Raw genomic sequence first — 20,188 nt, forward strand, 5'->3', positions numbered from 1 at the left:
AATTCTCTTTTCCTGAAACTGTTCCACGTGAAACAATCATATTGCATATTTAAAAAAAAGAACTATTGTTCCACGTGAAACATAGCAATTTTTTCATCTTCCTTGGTTCTCATCAAAAGCTCGTCTGCTTCAGATTTATCTTTATATCCACAGTAGTGCAATACGCCGTGAACAATAACTCGCTTCAATTCGTCGTCGAAAGAAACATTAAAATCTTGTGCATTTTCTTTAACTCTATCTACAGAGATAAACATATCCCCGTTGATTTCGTTTCCAACCGAATAATCAAAACTAATAATATCAGTGTAATAATCGTGTTGCAAGTGCTCTTGATTTATCTGCAACAAGTACTCGTCATCACAAAAAATATAATTAATTTCACCTTCTTTTTTGTCTTCAGATTTGATTACATTAGAAATCCAGTTGCCAATAGCTTCTTCGTTCTCTAGTGTAAATTCGGTTTCGTAATTAAAGTCTATCATTTTTTATTGAAATATTCTTGAACTTTTTGATTAAAATTGGAGCGCAAAGGTAAGGATTGTCTATTTAATATTTCTATACTGTTTAAATAATCCAATAATGCGGATGGCAAAGGTTTAGCCTGATTCGAAAACTCTTTCTTATTTGTTTCTGCTTGACGTTTGTTTTCTTGTCCTTGTTGTTGAATTGCCGTGTTCAATTTCAGTAATTCTTGCTTCACATTCAATATCCTTTGTAATGTTTCGTTTTTAAAACCTTTGTTCAATAATTGCTTTTCTATCTGCTTCATTTGTTCCAAAGCATTTTGTCCAATTCCACCAATTCCTTGTTTGTTCAATTCGTTTTGTAATGCTTCACGCAATTGCTTTTGCTCTTTGTAAATTTCCATAATTGCCTTAGCATCACCTTCACCGTCTTCTCCATTTTCACCTTGTAACCCGGATTTATTTCCTTTATCTCCTTCTTTTCCTTCGCCCGGTTTTGGTCCCTTTTTCATTCCTTCTTTCATCTTCTCGCCCAGACCTTCCTGCTTTTTGATAATGTCCGGAAGTTGCAATCCTTCTCCCTTACCTTTTTTTGGTGTTCCTTCACCTGAACCAGACATAGACATTTGCATATTGTTGAGGACTTCAGTTAAAAAATCCGCTAATTTATTGGCAGAAGAAACCGTGTATTGCTGATGAGAAACTCCTTTTGGAATCTGGGCATCTGCCAAAGTCTCCAATGATTTGTCCAAATTATAGTGGGCGTTTCCAATTTCTTTAGTGATGTTTTCTCCAATTTTTGGATTGCGTAAAGACATTGCAAACAAGCTGTCGTCAATATGTTTGAACTGTAATTTTAAGTCTTGCTGATTTTTTAAAGCTTTATTAAAAGCAGGCGAACCTATTTTATATCCTTTGAATTTACCCATTAAATCTTCTTGCGAAAACGAGAACGCCAAAAGGTTATCCAAAATCTGACGCAACATTGCAATGTCTTCTTCCAGTTCTTCTTGTTCCCCACCTTCCATTTCCTGTTCCATTTTTTGGGACATTTGTTTCATCTTTTTGGAAGCACTTTTTTGCTTTGGCTTAGCAGAAGATTTACTGTTCTTTTGCAATTCATCCGAAGCTTTTTTCAAATCTTCATCAATACTTTTTTCTTGTTCTTTGTCTGTTGGAATATCCAAAGGTTTTTTCAATTCTTTGTTTTCTTTATCCAATTCTTTTAAATCCTCCTGAATTTTATCAAATTCCTTGTTTATTTCGTCTTGGTTTTCTTTGGTATTTTCCTTGTCTTTATTTGATAAATCTTCTTGCTTGTCTGCCAATTTATCCAGTTTGTCTTTTAATTGTTCCGCCTTTTTCTGAACGTAATATTTCTTGGTAAGCTCCACCAATTGTTCCAAACTCTTGGATTGGTTTTTGGCAGTTTGTTTGAACTTATCCATTTTTTCCATCAAGTCTTCCTGCTTGATTTTGTCATTCAATTCTTTTAGTTCATCCAATAATTTTTTATTTTTCTCTAAATCCTTATCGACATTTTCTAATCTTTTTTGCAACTCTTCCTTAAATTCATCTTTCTTTTCTGTTTTAGTCTTATCTAAATTTTCTTTCATTTTTTCAGCAAACTCTTTCATCATTTTATCCTGCTGATTCTGACGCTTGATAAAATCATTGATTTTCTGTTGATCTTTAAACTCCAAATTATCTTTTTCTTTGCCAGATTTCTGTAACTTATCCATTTCAGAAATTTGCTTATCCTGATTTTTTAATGACTTTTCCAAACCATTAATACTTTCATTTTGTTGCTGAAATTGTTGATCTTCCTTTTCATCATCTGTAGCAATTCGATTAGAGAAAACAGAAGATTTTGTGCTTTTGAAATTATGAATCGCATCGTTGTCAAATACCTCAAAATAGTATTCATAAGAAACTCCCTGCTCTACCGGAAGCGAACTTGGGAAAGCAAAAATGAACTGATCATACAGATTCGATTTGACAGCGATTGTTCCACGTTTAACCAATTCAGGCTTATTTTTAGGATAATAAACCACCTGTAGCCTAGATAATCCGTAATCATCGGAAATTTGTCCTAAAACATAGCTTTTATCGATTTTAAGGCTATCCGGAGCGTTGTTTACATTAATGGTTGGAAACTGATCTTTGATTACCGAAATTTGGTAATTCAGTTTCTCGTAGTTCTTCACTTTAGCATTCGAAGTCAAGATTTGGTATTCTGTGTTTTGAGAAATTTGTTTCGATAAAGTAAAATTATTTTCAGACTTGGCAAAAGGAAAATTAGAACTTAAATCTTTCCAGACTACATTCTGGGTTGCCAAAGCATTAATTCTCCAGGTAACACGAGTTCCTTCCGGAAGGATAGCGTTTCCGTTGCCTTTGATAATTTCCTGTTTCTTTTTCAAGTAAGAAGGAAAATTCAAAACCATTTCGAAATTCGAAATCGATGGAACGGTAACTACATTCAATTCATAATCGGAAGAAGAAACAGCATTCGCCTCCACGTGGAACAAAACGTTGGATAATGGTTTTTCAATTCTGTATTGGAACTCTCCTGCTTTGGTAGTTTCCATAAAATAACTTTCGTCTCCAATAAAAATCATTGCATTTTCAGGAACTATTTTTCCTTCAGTTTTAATGCGAATGATGAAATCTTTATTTTGTTCAGTTTTCAAATTGCTGTTCAGCATCACAAATTCAAATGGTGCAGGTGGCAAAAACTGATCTCGAAAATGCACTACCCTGTTCAAACTTTGAGAAATGATTTTACTATTTCCGGAAACATAAAAGAAAGCAAAGAATAAAATCGGCAGTACAGCCAAAGGCAAATATTTTCTATTGGTATTGAAATTAATCGCATTTCCAAAAGGAATCGGCTGTAATGAATTTGCTTTTTGTTCAATCGAAGCCAATAACAATTCCGATTTATTCTGATGCAAATCAGAATCTGACAACTGAAGGAAATTCGTCAGTTTGTCGCTTACTTCCGTGAAATGATTTCCAATAATCGCAGATGCTTCTTTGTAATCAATTCCTTTTTGAAGTTTGAATAATTTGAATGTTGGAAACAAAATAAATCGGAACAGTAGAAAAATCTCTACGCCAATAAAAGTCCAAAACAAAAGCGTTCTTCCCATTGGCTTGAGCCAAAGAAAATATTCCACAAAAAGGGTGAACAGGAAATACAGCAATCCCAGACCGACGAAGAAAATCATTCCCCGAATCAGTTCGTTGGTGTAAAACTTCCTGATGAAAAGTTCCAGCTTTTGATATATGAATTTTGAATGTTCCAAAATTTATAACGTTTATTTATAACCGATAAAAGTAACCATTTTTCAATTCTATCAATGTTAAAAATTGATTAAAGCTAAATTCATAAACTAATTCTCTAAAAACTTCCGACTTCTAACTACTGACTTCCAACTTCTAATTATCTTTGCACCACACTTCGACAAGCTCAGTGTTAATTTGAATTAATTTTAATAACAAAAAATGTCAAAACAAGTTCGAGTGCGTTTTGCACCAAGTCCAACGGGACCTTTACATATTGGCGGAGTGCGTACTGCCCTATTCAATTATTTGTTTGCCAAAAAAAACAACGGCGTTTTCTTTCTTCGAATTGAAGACACGGATCAAAATCGTTTTGTTCCCGGTGCCGAAGAATATATAATGGAATCCCTGGAATGGTTGGGAATTGCTCCTGATGAAACCATTGGAAAAAACGAAAAATTTGGTCCATACAAACAATCTGAAAGAAAACATTTGTACAAGCAATATGCCGATGAATTAATCAATTCCGGAAATGCTTATTATGCTTTTGACACAGCCGAAGCTTTGGATTTACATAGAAAACAACACGAAGAGCAAGGAAAAACTTTTATTTACAACTGGCATAATCGCGAAAAACTAGATACTTCTTTGGTGATTTCTGCCGAGGAAACTGCGAAAAGAATTGCCAATGGTGAAGATTATGTGATTCGTTTTAAAACACCGGTTGACGAAACTTTGCACTTGCAAGACATCATTCGTGGTGACGTAAAATTTGAAACCAATCTTTTGGACGATAAAGTTTTGTTCAAAAGTGACGGAATGCCAACTTATCATTTAGCCAATATTGTCGACGATCATTTAATGGAAACTTCCCACGTAATTCGTGGCGAAGAATGGTTGCCATCTATGCCGTTGCACATTTTATTGTACCGTGCATTTGGTTGGGAAGCACCGGAATTTGCACATTTACCATTGATTTTGAAACCGGTTGGAAACGGAAAATTATCCAAACGTGACGGCGATAAGTTAGGATTTCCAGTATTCCCATTGGAATGGACAGATGCTTCCAGCATAGACAAAACTGTTTCTTCTGGTTACAGAGAAAAAGGATTTTTCCCTGAAACAGTAATCAACTTCCTGGCTTTGTTGGGATGGAATGACGGAACCGAACAAGAATTATTTTCATTGGAAGAATTGGTACAAAAATTTGATTTGAACAGGGTTCATAAAGCAGGAGCAAAATTTGATCCAGAGAAAAACAAATGGTTCAACCATCAATATTTGGTAAAACAAAACGATGCTGATTTGGCGAAAGCCTTTGCTCCAATCGTTGCTGAAAAAGGTTTCTCGACTACGCTCGAAATGACAAAATTGGAAAAAATAGTTTCACTAATAAAAGAACGTGCACATTTCGTTTCAGAATTCTGGGATTTGAGTGACTTCTTTTTTGTTGCTCCAAAATCTTATGATGAGAAAGCATCAAAAAACTGGAAGGAAGAAACTCCGGCTTTAATGCAGGAATTGATTTCGGTACTTGGAGAAATAACCGATTTTACTTCTTTGAATATCGAAACCATCGTGAAAGACTGGATGACAAAAAACGAAATTGGAATGGGAAAAGTAATGCAACCTTTCCGTTTGAGTTTGGTTGGTGCTTTGAAAGGTCCTCACCTATTTGACATTGTGGAACTCATTGGAAAAGAGGAAACGATTCAAAGAATTGAGAAAGCAATAACAACTTTATAAAAACTAAAAAGTCCCGATTTTATCGGGACTTTTTTTATAAATAAATTATCAAATTTCCATTCAGTATTCCTGGATTTCCTTTAAAATCATAACCTAAATTTTGGTTGTTTAAATTGCCGAGCATATTATTTAAGCCATACTGATAGGAAACATTCAAGCGAACGTGTCGAACTCCAGCCGTGATTCCAATTGTTGGATAAAAATTAAATTTGGAAATATCCACAATGTCTTTCGCCAACAAAGTGGTTCCAGAAATAATATTGTTTTCTTGATCTTGATCCACTTTTAGTTTTCCATTGATTTGAACTAGTGGTCCAAACTCCAAACTCAAATGATTTTCAACAATTTTATAACTCAACATAAAGGATACTTGTGCAGATGCCAATTTATAATTGGTGTCTTCTGTTATAAAAACACTGTTTGTGACTACAGAAAAATTATTCTCGCTGAACTGCATTGCATAAACCATATCCCAATCGTCATAGAAATTTCCTCTCATGGAAAGTCCCCCATTCCATCCTGTATCAGGTTTGGTCTGAAAATTATTGGTGTTTAGCGTAAATTGATTAACACCGAAAAAAATCCCAATTCTATTGGAATCCCTGTATTCATATTGTGCAAAACCAGCCATTGAAATTAAAACAAGAGCTGCCGTAAAACATATCTTTTTCATAAAATTGAATTAAACATCGGCAAACCTAAAGTTTTTTTGTAATTTAACAGTAATTTTTTAACTAAATTATACTTCCTATGGACATTTCTTTGACTATCATTCTGGTATTCGGATTATTTATTTTTCTTTCCTCATTCTTTACCGTAAAACAACAAACGGCTGTTATTATTGAACGTTTTGGAAAATTCCTGAGCGTGAGAAATTCCGGTTTACAACTCAAAATTCCATTGATTGACAGAATTGCTGGGCGTGTCAATCTTAAAATCCAACAATTGGATGTTATTATTGAAACCAAGACTAAAGACAACGTTTTTGTGAAAATGAAAGTTTCGGTTCAGTTTAAAGTAATTCAAGACAAAGTTTACGATGCTTTTTACAAACTCGAATATCCACACGACCAGATCACGGCTTATGTTTTTGACGTTGTTCGTGCCGAAGTTCCAAAGCTGAAATTGGATGATGTTTTTGAAAGAAAAGATGATATTGCCATCGCCGTGAAACGTGAATTAAACGAAGCAATGACAACTTATGGATATGATATCATCAACACTTTGGTAACCGATATTGATCCTGATATCCAGGTAAAAAATGCCATGAATAGAATTAATGCTGCCGACAGGGAAAAAACTGCTGCCGAATTTGAAGGTGAAAGCACCCGAATTAGAATCGTAGCCAAAGCCAAAGCGGAAGCGGAAAGCAAACGTTTGCAAGGTCAGGGTATTGCCGATCAAAGACGTGAAATTGCTCGTGGATTAGTAGAAAGTGTAGAAGTTTTGAACAATGTGGGAATCAATTCGCAGGAAGCTTCAGCATTGATTGTGGTTACCCAGCATTATGATACTTTACAAGCCATTGGTGCAGACGCTAATTCCAATTTGATTTTATTGCCCAATTCTCCACAAGCCGGAAGTGATATGCTGAATAATATGGTGGCTTCTTTTACCGCTTCAAACCAAATGGGAGAATTAATGAAGAAAACCAACAAAAAAGTAAAACCAAAAACGGAAGAACATTCCAGTTATCAAGCTCCAGAGGCACCTGAAGAACCTCAAACCGAGGTTTAGTATTTAGATAATTACAACAAAAAAGAGGCTTAGTTGCCTCTTTTTCTTTTTGTAAACCAATTGATTATCAAAGGAATTGCTATATTGAATATCGTTCCTGAGTAATTCGACAGAATCGATTTATAATCACCTATAAAACTCTTTAATAAATTTTTTGGTGATAGACTTTCTTTAGTTTTTTCAACATTTAAAACTATTCTCTTAAGATTTAGTGTTCTTTCCACTTTCAAAATCTCCAGTTCCAATTCAATTTGTGCGTAAGAAGAGTATTTTTTTGGCTCCATAATTTAGTCGTTAAAAAATATTTCTGAAAATTTCTCTAAAATTGGCCCTTCAACCATTTTATCTTTAATTAAAAATAAAAGTCCAGAAATCACTAAATAAATTCCGGCAATAATTAAAAATCCTAAGGAATAACTTCCCAGTGCATTTCCAATTGCAAGAGCACCGGCAATAGAACAAAAGAACAAAACCATCATTAACGCAATTGCAATCAATACAAATTTCAAAATCATGGTGGTTGATTTCATCGCCACCTTAAACCCCCATAACTTATAATAAGCTACGCTGTTCTCGATATATGCTTGTGCTTCTTTTTGAATGTTTTCGGTGTGTTCTTTTATTTCTTCAAAAGCCATAAATAAGTTATTTAAGATAATTATTTTTCGTGATCATGACCGGCCATTTCCTTTTTTTGAAGTTTGGCGTTTTGTGCTTTCAAATCAGCCAATTTGGTTTCCAAAAAAGAAATGACATCTTCGGTTTTATGACTCATGCTCGAAACCAAATCTTCGTAGGTTTCTTCTAAATCATGTTTTGATCCCGAAAATTTATTTCTCAATTGATGAGTGATGTCTTCTAATTTATGTTTTAAATTGTCTTTGGCATCATCATAACCATCTTTAATTTTTTCCCTGGTTTTTGAACCTTTATCAGGAGCAAATAAAATTCCAATTCCTGCTCCAATCGCTGCACCAAGTAAAAGTGCCAATACTGAATTTGTGTTATTTGACATCATTTCTAGAATTAAAATTAATAATACCCCAAGTTAATCAATTTATTAACACTGCAATGTTAATATGCCGTTAAAGTGATTTTAATTTGTCTAAAACTTCAAATGCGGCGTTTTATTCATATATTTTTCAAACAACAACAAAATAGCTGTAAAAAACGAAAAAAAGCCTTAAAATCAATTTATGAAAGCCGTTTTTAATTGTTAAAATTGATGTAATTTTTAAAATCAATCGGAAAAACAAATGATAAAAAAAAGCGCTTATAAAAGCGCTTCTTATAGTTTTTATTTATTTAAAACTTGTTCTATAAATTCCGTTTCTCTTTCGGTTGTACTTTTCGTCGGATTGGATTTTAATTTCAAAATTTCTTCTTTAAAGGAATTTACAAAATCCGAATCGTATTCTAAATCCAATAAATTTAAAAGTGCTCTGGAACGAACAAATGTTGATTCACTTCGCAAAGACATCAAATACAATTTAGAAACATCTTCTTTTTCAAAATCAGAAGTTTTTAAACTGGAATACTTCAAAATCAGCTGGGCAAACAACAAAGAAGTTTTATTGTTATTGATATTCTTTTTGAAAGAATTTTGCAATAAACTGTAATTGGCAATTCCGGCCAAGGTCTCACCTATTGCTTCTCTAATAGCAATACGTTCTTCTCTGGTAGCAACTTTGAAATATTTATTGATTTCTTTTAACGCATTATTGATACTGTTTTCCTCTTTTTTACCTTTTTCTTCCCAGGCATCTTTGAGTCCAACCGTTTTGTTAAACACTAATTTAGAAGGGGTTGAATCTTTATCAACATTGAAATAACCCAAACGCTGAAACTGAAATTTATCTCCTGATTTCGCTGTAGAAAGACTTGGTTCCACGAATCCTTTTACAATTTGCAAGGAGTTGGCATTCATAAAATCAAGGAAGTTTTTCTCCTTATGACTGTCAGGTGCTTCATCAATAAAAAGTCGGTCATACAAACGAACTTCCGCTTCGACAGCGTGTTGAATTGAAACCCAATGCAAGGTTCCGGCCACTTTTCTTTTTGAAGCTTCACTCCCGCTTCCACTTAAGGAATCAGTATCATAAGTGACGTTAATTTCCGTAATATTTCCTTCTGAATCTTTTACAACAGATTCTCCTTTAATGATATAAGCATTTTTCAAACGCACTTCATTTCCAATAGACAAACGGAAAAATTTAGCTGGAGCCACTTCTAAAAAGTCTTCTCTTTCGATGTATAATTCTCTAGAAAAAGGTACTTTTCTGAAACCTGCATTTTCATCTTCCTGATTGTTTTCGGCATCTAAAAGTTCTTCTTTTCCTTCCGGATAATTGGTAATAATAACTTTTACCGGATCTAAAACTGCCATTACTCTTGGAGCAGTTTTGTTCAAATCTTCACGCAAACAAAACTCCAAAAGCGAAACATCAATCACATTTTCTCTTTTTGCAACACCAATAATATCGCAAAATTTACGAATAGAATTAGCCGTATAACCTCTTCTTCTCAAACCTGAAATCGTTGGCATTCTTGGATCATCCCAACCGTTAACTATATTTTCCTGAACCAATTGCAATAGTTTTCGCTTGCTCATTACCGTGTAATTCAAGTTCAAACGGGCAAATTCGTATTGATGGGGTTTTACCTTTTTATCATTAGACCCTGAACTTGATTCAGGGTAAATCTGGTCTAAAAACCAATTGTATAATTCTCTGTGCATCACAAATTCCAAGGTACAAATAGAATGTGAAATTTGCTCGATATAATCACTTTCGCCGTGTGCATAATCATACATCGGATAGATTTTCCAATCATTACCGGTTCTGTGATGATGACGGTGCAACACTCTGTACATCAAAGGATCACGCATCAGCATATTGGTCGAAGCCATATCAATTTTGGCACGCAAAACGTGACTTCCTTCTTGGAAATCTCCATTTTTCATACCTTCAAATAAAGTCAAATTTTCTTCAACAGAACGATTTCTATAAGGTCCATCAACACCTGGCTGTGTAGGAGTTCCTTTTTGAGCCGCCATATCTTCAGAAGACTGGCTGTCAACATAAGCTTTTCCGTTTTTAATCATTAGAATTGCCCAATCATACAACTGCTGAAAATAATCAGAAGCATAACGTTCCTCAGCCCAATTAAAGCCCAACCATTGCAAATCTTCTTTGATAGCGTCTACATATTCCTGCTCTTCTTTGGCTGGATTGGTGTCGTCAAAACGCAAATTAACCGGCGCATTGTACTTTAAACCCAAACCAAAATTCAAACAAATAGATTTGGCGTGACCAATGTGTAAATACCCATTAGGCTCTGGCGGGAAACGGAAACGTAATTTATCTTGGGGAAAACCACTTGCTAAGCTGTCTTCAATAATTTGTTCTATAAAATGAAGTGATTTCTCTTCGGCTGACATAATTTTATTTTATTTCAGCAAAGATAAAAAAAGCTAGTTTAAAAAGGTTTAAAGTTTAAGGTTTATAAAGACAACCACCACTTTCTTTTGCTTATAAATTTAATAATGAAATAATATTCGAGAATTTGTGACGCAATTTTTATAGGTATCTTTGCATCTTAAATGCAAATAAAAAATAAAAAATGGGAATTATAAAACTAAAAAATATCCGAACCTACTCCTATCACGGTTGTTTGATTGAAGAAGGAAAAATTGGTTCCGATTACTCGGTAGATTTAGAAATAAAAGCTGATTTAGAGGAATCAGCGCTTACTGATGATTTACAAGATACAATAGATTATGTACATTTAAACCGCATTGTTGTGGAAGAAATGGCTATTCGATCCAATTTATTGGAGCACGTGGCACAACGAATCATCAAAAGAATTTTTAATGAAATCGAAGCTATTTCAAGAATCAAATTGGGAGTTTCAAAATTGAATCCGCCTATTGGTGGTGATGTTGAAGCGGTTACGATTGAAATGAAAGAATACAGAAAGTAAATTAATTAGAAATTAGAAATCACGATTTACGAATTTGTAAAAGTTTGTAATTATTGCTTTCCACTTTCCACTTTTTTAGTATATTTGCACACCAATAAATAATTGGCGTCGTGGCCGAGCGGCTAGGCTGGGCTCTGCAAAAGCTCCTACTCCGGTTCGAATCCGGACGATGCCTCTAAAACCTTCAAGGAAACTTGAGGGTTTTTTTGTGTTTAATTTTTAGGAAAAATTAAGTAAAGTTATAGTTCGAATCTGGTCGATGCCTCAAGAAGAGATACAGAAATGTGTCTGTTTTTTTTGTTTAAATTTTAAAAAAAAATATCCTCTGAATCCATATAAAAATATAAAACCTTCAAGTTTCCTTGAAGGTTTTATTATAGATATTTTTTAATTAAACAACTATTTATCAATCCTTTCCAAAGCATCTTTTAGCTTTTCTTTTTCTTTTGGAAACCAGCCTTGAATGATTAAAGCCACTCCAAAAACCATCAAAACAATACTGATAATTTTTTTTATTTTAAGAATATTGCTTGGCGTCATTTTGGTTTTTAACTGCTTGGCCAATACTATTTTTATACAATCAATAAGTAAATAAGTCAAAATTACCGTGGTGAAAAAAGTCATCATTCTGGAGTTTTCCATTTCCAATTTTGGCCCGACCGAAATAATGACAGCCAGCCAAAATCCCAATACTCCAATGTTGATAATGTTTAGAAAAAAACCTTTTATGAATAAACCTAGATAGTCTTTTCTAATAATCTCGCTGTCAATTTTTTTGGTATCTATCTTCTTTTCTTTATGTAAACCTATATACGAAATAACGCCGTATGCCAGCATCAATATACCACCAAACATAAACAAAGCCGAATTATCTTCCAGACTTTTTATTAACCGGTAACTTCCCAAATAGGCAATCGCAATAAAAACAATATCACCTAAAACTACACCTATATCAAATACCAACGCTGCTCTAAATCCTTTTATAATACTAGTTTCTAGTAATATAAAAAAAACTGGGCCTATCATAAAACTTAAAAAAATTCCCCAAGGAATTCCCGATAAAATATCATTAATCATTAAAAAAAAACTTTTAAAAATTGATTCATTTATTGAATTATAAAAAATTACCCGAAAATTTATTTCGGGTAATTTAATTATTTTTCAGTAATTGTTCCACCTGCAAGCGCTTGTTGTTTTATTTGTTTTGGTTTACCATAAATAGAAATGGAACCACCGGCATTTACTTTTGCATCAACCAATGTCGTTGCATTGATATCGGCACTTCCACCGGCAGATATGTTGATGGTGGTTTGCGAAGTTACCAAATCTTTGGCTTTTAAAATACCTCCAGAATTAATGGAAACCTTTTGAGTGACAGCATTGCCCATTAAACTAATTATTCCACCTGAATAAGCCTTGATTGATGCTTTATCAACATCAAGTTCCGCTTCTATCCTGGCACCTTCTTGGGCTGATAAAACCATTGAAATTTGTTTAAAAACAGTATTGCAACTCACATTGCTTCCTTCATTGGCATCTATGATTTCAATATTTTTAAAGTATAAAGTTACTTTAAGATCCTTATTGTCTTCCAATATTTTGGTTAATGAAATTCTAACTTTTAATAAACCATTTTTATTGACTGTTTCTACATTTCCCTGGTTTGTTCCAGTAATGACTATTTTATTTTCATTAGACGGAATCAAGGTTACATTCAATTGGTCAAACACTTTCAATTCATCAAAATCATTTAATTTGATGGTAGTTTGACCAAAATTTAATTGCGTTGCAAACACGAATAACATTAAAATTATCTTTTTCATCACTTTAAAATTTAATTATTTCTTCTTATAAAATTAAAATCCAATTGTTTTTTAACCAAATCGGCATTTTTAACTTTAACGTAAATCTCGTCTCCTAATTGCAGTAAAGCTTTGGTGGTAGCTCCAACCAAGGCATATTGTTTCTCGTCGAAAGTGTAATAATCATCTTTTATTTCCCTGATTCTCACCATTCCTTCGCATTTATTTTCGATAATTTCAACGAAAATTCCCCATTCGGTCACACCAGAAATTACGCCCAAGAATTCCTGGTCGTTGTGGTTCTGCATGTATTTTACCTGCATGTATTTGATGGAATCACGCTCGGCATTGGTTGCCAAACCTTCCATTGTGGAAGAATGTAAACATTTTGTTTCGTATTTTTCCTCATCAACCGATTTTCCTCCATCCAAATAATATTGCAATAATCGATGGACCATAACATCTGGATAACGACGAATTGGCGACGTAAAATGGCTGTAATAATCAAAAGCCAATCCATAATGTCCAATATTGTCCGTAGAATATTTGGCTTTACTCATTGTTCTAATAGCCAAAGTATCAATTAAATTCTGCTCTTTTTTACCATTGACATCATTTAATAAAGCATTCAATGATTTTGAAATATCTCCTTTATTCCTGAAATCTATCTTGTAACCAAATTTTGCAATAACGGTTTGCATGGCAATCAATTTATCTTCATTAGGTTCATCGTGAATACGATAAACAAATGTTTTCTTTTGTTTTCCAATATATTCGGCCACTTTTCTATTGGCCAAAAGCATGAATTCTTCAATCAAATGATTGGCATCTTTTGATATTTTGAAATAAACACCTTCTGGTTCGCCTTCGTTGTCCAAGTTGAATTTTACTTCCACTTTATCAAAAGAAATGGCACCATCATTCATCCTGTTTCTACGTAAAATTTTGGCTAAATCCTGCATTTTAAGCGTTGCAGCGACAATTTCATCCGAAACTACATAAGAACTACCCGTAATTGAAATTTCTCCTGGAATAGTGTTGTCTTTTGTTTCTATGATGTATTGTGCTTCTTCGTAAGCAAAGCGTTGATCTGAAAAAATTACCGTTCTACCAAACCATTGATTGACCACCTGTGATTTTTCGGTAATTTCAAATATGGCAGAAAACGTATATTTCTCTTCTTGAGGACGCAATGAACAAGCAAAATTAGATAAAACTTCCGGTAACATCGGCACTACTCTATCTACCAAATAAACCGAAGTTGCTCTTTGATAAGCTTCATCATCCAAAATGGTTCCTTCCTGAAGATAATGAGATACATCTGCAATATGAATTCCTATTTCGTAATTTCCGTTTTCCAGCTTTTTGAATGACAAGGCATCATCAAAGTCTTTGGCATCTTTTGGATCAATCGTGAAAGTCAACGTATCACGCATATCACGACGTTTCTTGATTTCTTCTTCGGTAATGGAAGTGTCTATTTTTTGGGCATAAGTTTCTACTTCAATGGGGAACTCTGCCGGTAAACCATATTCAGCCAAGATGGCATGAATTTCGGTATCGTGTTCTCCAGGTTTTCCAAGTACTTTTATAACTGAGCCAAAAGGACTATCTGCTCTTTTTGGCCAATCTTCAATATGGACCAAAACAACATCACCTTGTTCGGCTTCGCCTAACTTATCCTTTGGAATAAAAATATCGGTGTACATTTTGGGATTGGCAGTCGAAACAAAAGCAAAATTTTTCTGGATATCTATTACACCCACAAAATCAGTTTTCGCTCTTTCAACGATTTCAATTACTTCACCTTCCGGTCTTCTGCCTTTTCTTCGGTTATAAACATAAACTTTAACCGTGTCTTTGTCTAAAGCCCTATTCAAATTATTGGTTGGAATAAAGACATCTTCACCAAATTCAGGACAAACAAAATAAGCTGTTTTTCGACCTGTCATGTCTATTTTTCCTTCGTAGTAATCTTGACTAATGGCTTTGACTAGATATTTTCCAGGTTCTGTTTCCACTATTTTTTTTGAGGAAGCCAGGATTTTTAAATCTCGGATGATTTCATTCCTGCTTTTGGTGTCATCAACTTCTAAAATGGCAGCTATTTGCTTATAATTAAATGCTTTATTGGCATTTTGAGCTAATATTTTTATTATTTTTTCAGAGAAATCTTTCTCTTTTTTTACTGGTTTTCTCAGTTTTTTACTCATAAATCTTTTCTTAAAAGTCTAAAATTACGAATAAGATTTCGGTTTTTAGATTTTCGTTTTCATATTTATCTAAAATATAACTTTTGTATCTTTATAAAAAACAATTCAAATGGAAGAGTTCAAGACCATTGCCACTTTTAATTTTGTACACGAAATCGTGGTTTTGAAATCAATTTTGGAACACGAAGGAATTCGTTATTTTTTTCAGAATGAACATTTGATTGCAATTGATCCATTGGCAAGCTATGCTTACGGCGGAATAAAACTAAAAATTCATCCCAACGATTTTGAAAAGGTTCAAAGAATATTGGACGAATTAAATAATAATTTAAAAATTGTTTGAAATTCTAAAATTTGAAAGTTGTCAACATATATTAAAAACAACAAAAAGAAAAAGGAATTTAAATTAAATTTTTTATGGTTATTATAGCGTGTTAATAGTTGGAATAACTTTAATTTTAAAAGGATGATTTTGTGGTTAAGCTTTTTTATAATGATTTATTAACATTGTTATAACAAACTAAATCATTCATTTTAAAGTGATTTTAAAATACTGTCAACAGTTGTTGACAATTCAAAAAACAGGAATTTTGTAAATAAGTTGACTCTTGATTTTTGTTAACAAAACTATTTTTTCTATCAATAACTTTTCTAAAAATTGACCAAACTAAATTAGGTTTTTTCATCCCGGTTTTGGATTAGGAATTTATTTGACACGAACAAGAAATAGTTCTAATTTTCTATCCAAAGTTGTTAACACTTTATGTTAATTTAAGGTTAACTGATTATCAAGCGTTTAGAAAACACTGTTAACACTGGACTATTTTAACATATTAATTGTATAAAAAACAACGTTTTTTCTGGATTTATGTAAATAACATTCTCTTTAAAATGCAGTATAGTAGTACCATGAATGTTATATATTTAATTGGATATATTTAAAAAGTACGCAATTCTTTCAGTAAATTTGCAGTTCGAAATTTAATGCATAAATAAGCATTACCTAAAATTGGTCGAAATACCAACAAAGATATGCTAATTCCATATGACCTATAAAAATAAATAAATATCTACTTATGAAAATCTCCATCGGAAACGATCACGCAGGACCAGAATATAAAAAAGCCATTGTTAAATATTTAAAATCAAAAGGATATGAAGTAACTAATTACGGATCCGATTCAGACGCTTCTGTCGATTATCCTGATTTTGGTCATCCGGTTGCTTTTGATGTAGCTGAAGGAAAAGTTGATTTTGGAATCGTGATTTGTGGTTCAGGAAACGGTATTGCCATGACGGTAAACAAGCATCCAAAAGTAAGAGCAGGTTTGTGTTGGATAAAAGAAATTGCTTACTTGACCCGTTTGCACAACAATGCCAATATTCTTTGTATTCCAGCTCGTTATACTTCTATTCAACAAGCTATAGAAATTGTGGAAACCTTTTTGACTACCGAATTCGAAGGCGGAAGACATCAAAATAGAGTGGATAAAATAAGCTGTTAAACTATTTTGGAAAACCATCACAATCATAACCACGGTCACCACCATCATCAGGTAGAAGGTAAAAACCTGTTGTTTTCGATTGTTTTGAATATTGTCATTACGGTGGCGCAAGTCATCGGTGGAATTCTTTCGGGAAGTTTGGCTTTGATATCTGATGCGTTGCATAATTTCTCCGATGTCCTTTCTTTGGTTTTTAGTTATGTAGCCCATAAATTATCCAGAAAAAAAGCTTCGGTAAACCAGACTTTTGGTTACAAAAGAGCCGAATTGATTGCGGCTTTTGTCAATGCAATGACTTTAATAGTAGTCGCTTTGTTTTTGGTTTTTGAAGCAACCGAGCGTTTTTTCCATCCGCAAATAATTGAATTCGGATTGGTAATTTGGCTTTCCATTTTAGGAATTGCAATGAATGGTTTGTCGGTACTATTGTTGAAAAACGATGCCGATAAAAACCTGAACATGAAATCGGCTTATTTGCATTTGTTCACTGATATGCTGGCTTCGGTTGCGGTTTTGATTGGCGGATTGTTGATGAAATATTTCCAGTGGTTTTGGGTCGATAGTGTATTGACGTTGGTTATTGCTATTTATTTGATAATTGTTGGTTTTGATTTGCTTAAAAAATCGACTCAAATGCTGATGCTTTTTACGCCAAGTCATCTTGACATCAATGATATTATTAGTGAAGTGCATAAAATTTCGGGTGTTAATAAATTGCACCACATTCATGTTTGGTATCTCAACGAAGAAGAATTGCATCTCGAAGCCCATTTGGATTGTTCCGAAGACATAAAAATGTCAGAGTTTAATGTTCTTTTGGATAAAGTGGAGCAGGTTTTGTTAGAAAAATTCCATATCAATCACATTAATATTCAACCTGAATATAAAAAAGAAGAAGATTCCAAGGACTTTATAGTTCAGGATTAGATTTTCTGAAAAAACCGGGTGCTTCGCACCAAAAATAATTAAAGCCAGGCCAAAAAACGGGGATTTTTTTAAGAATGATATTCAATGGTTGAAATAAAACCAAATAATCAAAAGTTGTACAATTACAATCAGCCAAAATTTTAAAAGATAACTTTTTTTAGCCGTTTTATGTCTGAAAGCAAGCATTCCTAATACAGAACCAACAGTTCCTCCCAAAAAAACACAGCCTAAAAGTGTCCGTTCCGAAATTCTTTGTTTTTGAGTTTTTGCCAAATGTTTGTCATAAGCCATTAGCATAAAAGTGATTCCATTCAAAATCAAAAAATAGCAGAATAAAATATCCATTTAACTAAAATTAAGTTTCAAAGATATTATTTTAGCTGTCCGAAAAAATCAAAAAATGACTAACATACAATTCATAGCCAAGTCTGTTCAGACTGCAGCCATAAATATTCAAAACACGGTTCAATTATTAGAAGAAGACTGCACAATTCCGTTTATTTCTCGTTATCGAAAAGACAAAACTGGAAATTTAGATGAGGTTTTGATTGAACAAATTGCCAAACTTCAAAAGGATTATGAAGTCATAGTTAAGCGAAAAGAAGCGATTTTAAAATCGATCGAAGAGCAAAATGCATTGACACCAGAATTGGATAAAAAAATCCAGCAAAGTTTCGATTTACAGGAATTGGAGGATTTCTATTTACCGTTTAAAAAGAAGAAAAAAACCAAAGCCGATGTCGCCCGTGAAAATGGATTGGAACCATTAGCCAAAATTATAATGGCGCAAAACAATGATGATGTTGATTTTCTGGCGACGAAATATTTGAATGACAATGTGATTAATGAAGATGCAGCTTTGCAAGGCGCACGCGATATTATTGCCGAATGGATTAACGAAAATATCTATGTTCGTAAACAATTGCGTCGTTTGTATGAACGGAAAGCAACTATCACAACTAAGGTAGTTAAAACCAAAAAAGACGAACAAGATGCTCAAAAATTCAATCAGTATTTTGATTGGTCAGAACCATTAACAAAAGCGCCTTCACATAGATTACTGGCGATGCTTCGTGCAGAAAATGAAGGTTTTATCAAGTTTAAAGTAGAAGTTGATATCGACGAAGCCTATGATATTATTGACGAATTGGTTTTAAAAGGTCAAAATCCAAGTACGCCACACGTACAATTAGCGATTGAAGACAGCTATAAGCGATTATTGAATCCAGCGATTTCAAATGAAGCTTTGCAGGAAGCCAAAGCCAAGGCTGATGCCAATTCTATTCAGGTTTTTGCGAACAATTTGGGACAATTGTTGTTGGCACCGCCTTTGGGCGAAAAACGAATTTTGGCAATTGATCCAGGATTTCGTTCGGGTTGTAAAGTAGTTTGTCTGGACGAAAAAGGGGATTTGTTGTATAACGAAACGATTTATCCCCACGCGCCACAAAACGAGGAAGCGATGGCAATGAAAAAAATCCGTTCGATGGTGAATTCGTATAAAATTGATGCCATTTCTATAGGAAACAGAACGGCTTCGAGAGAAACGGAATTCTTTATCAAGAAAATAGCATTCGATAAACCGGTTCAGGTTTTCATCGTTTCGGAGGCTGGTGCTTCGGTTTATTCGGCTTCGAAAATTGCTAGAGAAGAATTTCCCAATTACGACGTGACGGTTCGTGGCTCGGTTTCTATCGGGCGAAGACTTTCTGATCCCTTGGCCGAATTGGTGAAAATTGATCCGAAAGCCATTGGCGTAGGCCAATATCAACACGATGTGGATCAAACCAAACTCAAGGAAGAATTGGACAATACCGTAATTCGTTGCGTGAATTCGGTCGGGATAAACATCAATACGGCGAGCAAGCATTTGTTGGGTTACGTGAGTGGAATAGGAGAGAAGCTGGCTGAAAACATTGTACAATACCGTTCGGAAAATGGCCCTTTTGAAGACAGGAAACAATTGAAAAAAGTGCCTCGTCTGGGCGAGAAAGCCTATCAGCAAGGTGTAGCTTTTATCCGAATTTCGAATGCTAAAAATCCGTTGGATAATTCTGCCGTACATCCCGAAGCGTATGGAATTGTAGAAAAAATGGCAAAAGATTTAAAATTGTCGGTAAATGATTTGATTGCCAATAAAGAGAAAACAGCTTTGATTAAGGCCGAAAATTATATCACTCCGGAAATCGGTTTATTAACCCTAAAAGACATCATCAAAGAGCTTGAAAAACCAGGATTAGATCCAAGAAAATCAGCTAAAGTTTTTGAATTTGACCCGAATGTAAAAACGATTAAAGACTTGAAAACTGGAATGATTCTGCCAGGAATTGTCAATAACATTACTAATTTTGGTTGCTTTGTAGATATTGGTTTAAAGGAAAGCGGTTTGGTTCACATTTCCCAACTCAAAGCGGGTTTTGTGAGTGACGTCAACGAAGTAGTAAAACTACACCAACACGTTGAGGTAAAAGTCACTGAGGTCGATGAAGATAGAAAACGAATTCAGTTGTCGATGATTTTATAAA

At 33.9% G+C, this 20,188-nt stretch carries 18 protein-coding genes and 1 tRNA gene; 8 read left to right on the plus strand and 11 right to left on the minus strand.

The features are described from left to right. Positions 1–62: 62 nt before the first annotated feature. Both ybeY and BUC16_RS02645 read right to left on the minus strand, forming a co-directional pair. The gene (gene ybeY, locus BUC16_RS02640) at positions 63–482 is read right to left on the minus strand and encodes an rRNA maturation RNase YbeY (protein ID WP_073367718.1); all 420 of its coding nucleotides are present in this window, start codon (positions 480–482) and stop codon (positions 63–65) included. Then, positions 479–3,775, minus strand: a complete 3,297-nt coding sequence (locus BUC16_RS02645; RefSeq protein ID WP_073367720.1) for a DUF4175 family protein — start codon at positions 3,773–3,775, stop codon at positions 479–481. The genes ybeY and BUC16_RS02645 overlap by 4 nt, the downstream gene beginning before the upstream one ends. A 199-nt stretch (positions 3,776–3,974) precedes the next feature. Between BUC16_RS02645 and gltX the strand changes: the two genes are divergently transcribed. Next, a complete protein-coding gene (gene gltX / locus BUC16_RS02650) occupies positions 3,975–5,498 on the plus strand; it encodes a glutamate--tRNA ligase (protein WP_073367722.1) in 1,524 nt (507 codons plus the stop codon). A 34-nt stretch (positions 5,499–5,532) separates the two neighbouring features. On the opposite strand, the gene BUC16_RS02655 is transcribed toward gltX, so the two are convergent. Then, positions 5,533–6,171, minus strand: a complete 639-nt coding sequence (locus tag BUC16_RS02655) for an outer membrane beta-barrel protein (protein ID WP_073367726.1) — start codon at positions 6,169–6,171, stop codon at positions 5,533–5,535. 77 nt (positions 6,172–6,248) lie between these two features. Between BUC16_RS02655 and BUC16_RS02660 the strand changes: the two genes are divergently transcribed. Then, positions 6,249–7,235 carry an SPFH domain-containing protein gene (locus BUC16_RS02660; protein WP_073367728.1) on the plus strand — a complete coding sequence of 329 codons (987 nt, stop codon included), beginning with the start codon at positions 6,249–6,251 and terminating at the stop codon, positions 7,233–7,235. Positions 7,236–7,264: 29 nt separating this feature from the next. Here BUC16_RS02660 and BUC16_RS02665 read toward each other — a convergent pair whose 3' ends face one another. The 4 genes from BUC16_RS02665 to BUC16_RS02680 form a co-directional block, all read right to left on the minus strand. After that, a complete protein-coding gene (locus tag BUC16_RS02665) occupies positions 7,265–7,519 on the minus strand; it encodes a DUF6327 family protein (RefSeq protein ID WP_073367730.1) in 255 nt (84 codons plus the stop codon). A gap of 3 nt (positions 7,520–7,522) precedes the next feature. After that, entirely contained in the window at positions 7,523–7,873 is a 351-nt protein-coding gene (locus tag BUC16_RS02670; protein WP_073367731.1) for a phage holin family protein, read from the minus strand. 20 nt (positions 7,874–7,893) lie between these two features. Then, a complete protein-coding gene (locus BUC16_RS02675; protein WP_073367733.1) occupies positions 7,894–8,250 on the minus strand; it encodes a YtxH domain-containing protein in 357 nt (118 codons plus the stop codon). A 282-nt stretch (positions 8,251–8,532) separates the two neighbouring features. After that, the gene (locus BUC16_RS02680) at positions 8,533–10,674 is read right to left on the minus strand and encodes a glutamine--tRNA ligase/YqeY domain fusion protein (RefSeq protein ID WP_073367735.1); all 2,142 of its coding nucleotides are present in this window, start codon (positions 10,672–10,674) and stop codon (positions 8,533–8,535) included. Positions 10,675–10,856: 182 nt separating this feature from the next. Here BUC16_RS02680 and folB point away from each other — a divergent pair, with 182 nt between their 5' ends. Then, complete coding sequence (folB, locus tag BUC16_RS02685) at positions 10,857–11,216, plus strand: dihydroneopterin aldolase (RefSeq protein WP_073367737.1); 360 nt, start codon at positions 10,857–10,859, stop codon at positions 11,214–11,216. A 104-nt stretch (positions 11,217–11,320) separates the two neighbouring features. Beyond that, positions 11,321–11,391: transfer RNA gene (locus BUC16_RS17700), tRNA-Cys, on the plus strand. Positions 11,392–11,615: 224 nt separating this feature from the next. Here BUC16_RS17700 and BUC16_RS02690 read toward each other — a convergent pair. The 3 genes from BUC16_RS02690 to rnr form a co-directional block, all read right to left on the minus strand. After that, on the minus strand, positions 11,616–12,293 hold the full coding sequence (locus BUC16_RS02690; protein ID WP_073367738.1) for a LysE family translocator: 678 nt from the start codon (positions 12,291–12,293) through the stop codon (positions 11,616–11,618). 77 nt (positions 12,294–12,370) lie between these two features. Beyond that, on the minus strand, positions 12,371–13,039 hold the full coding sequence (locus tag BUC16_RS02695) for a head GIN domain-containing protein (protein ID WP_073367740.1): 669 nt from the start codon (positions 13,037–13,039) through the stop codon (positions 12,371–12,373). 11 nt (positions 13,040–13,050) lie between these two features. Next, positions 13,051–15,231, minus strand: a complete 2,181-nt coding sequence (rnr, locus tag BUC16_RS02700; protein WP_073367741.1) for a ribonuclease R — start codon at positions 15,229–15,231, stop codon at positions 13,051–13,053. Positions 15,232–15,340: 109 nt separating this feature from the next. Here rnr and BUC16_RS02705 point away from each other — a divergent pair, with 109 nt between their 5' ends. The 3 genes from BUC16_RS02705 to BUC16_RS02715 all read left to right on the plus strand — a co-directional run bounded on the left by BUC16_RS02705 (position 15,341) and on the right by BUC16_RS02715 (position 17,663). After that, a complete protein-coding gene (locus BUC16_RS02705; RefSeq protein WP_073367743.1) occupies positions 15,341–15,574 on the plus strand; it encodes a hypothetical protein in 234 nt (77 codons plus the stop codon). A gap of 733 nt (positions 15,575–16,307) precedes the next feature. Next, complete coding sequence (gene rpiB / locus BUC16_RS02710; RefSeq protein ID WP_073367744.1) at positions 16,308–16,736, plus strand: ribose 5-phosphate isomerase B; 429 nt, start codon at positions 16,308–16,310, stop codon at positions 16,734–16,736. 6 nt (positions 16,737–16,742) lie between these two features. Beyond that, a complete protein-coding gene (locus BUC16_RS02715; RefSeq protein WP_073367746.1) occupies positions 16,743–17,663 on the plus strand; it encodes a cation diffusion facilitator family transporter in 921 nt (306 codons plus the stop codon). Between the two features lie 81 nt (positions 17,664–17,744). On the opposite strand, the gene BUC16_RS02720 is transcribed toward BUC16_RS02715, so the two are convergent. Further along, positions 17,745–18,008 (minus strand): DUF1294 domain-containing protein, encoded by a 264-nt coding sequence (locus BUC16_RS02720; protein WP_073367748.1) that lies wholly within the window; start codon positions 18,006–18,008, stop codon positions 17,745–17,747. 55 nt (positions 18,009–18,063) lie between these two features. Between BUC16_RS02720 and BUC16_RS02725 the strand changes: the two genes are divergently transcribed. Next, complete coding sequence (locus tag BUC16_RS02725; protein WP_073367749.1) at positions 18,064–20,187, plus strand: Tex family protein; 2,124 nt, start codon at positions 18,064–18,066, stop codon at positions 20,185–20,187. Position 20,188: the final 1 nt, after the last annotated feature.

The organism is Flavobacterium fluvii, from assembly GCF_900129545.1.
Lineage (GTDB): Bacteria > Bacteroidota > Bacteroidia > Flavobacteriales > Flavobacteriaceae > Flavobacterium > Flavobacterium fluvii.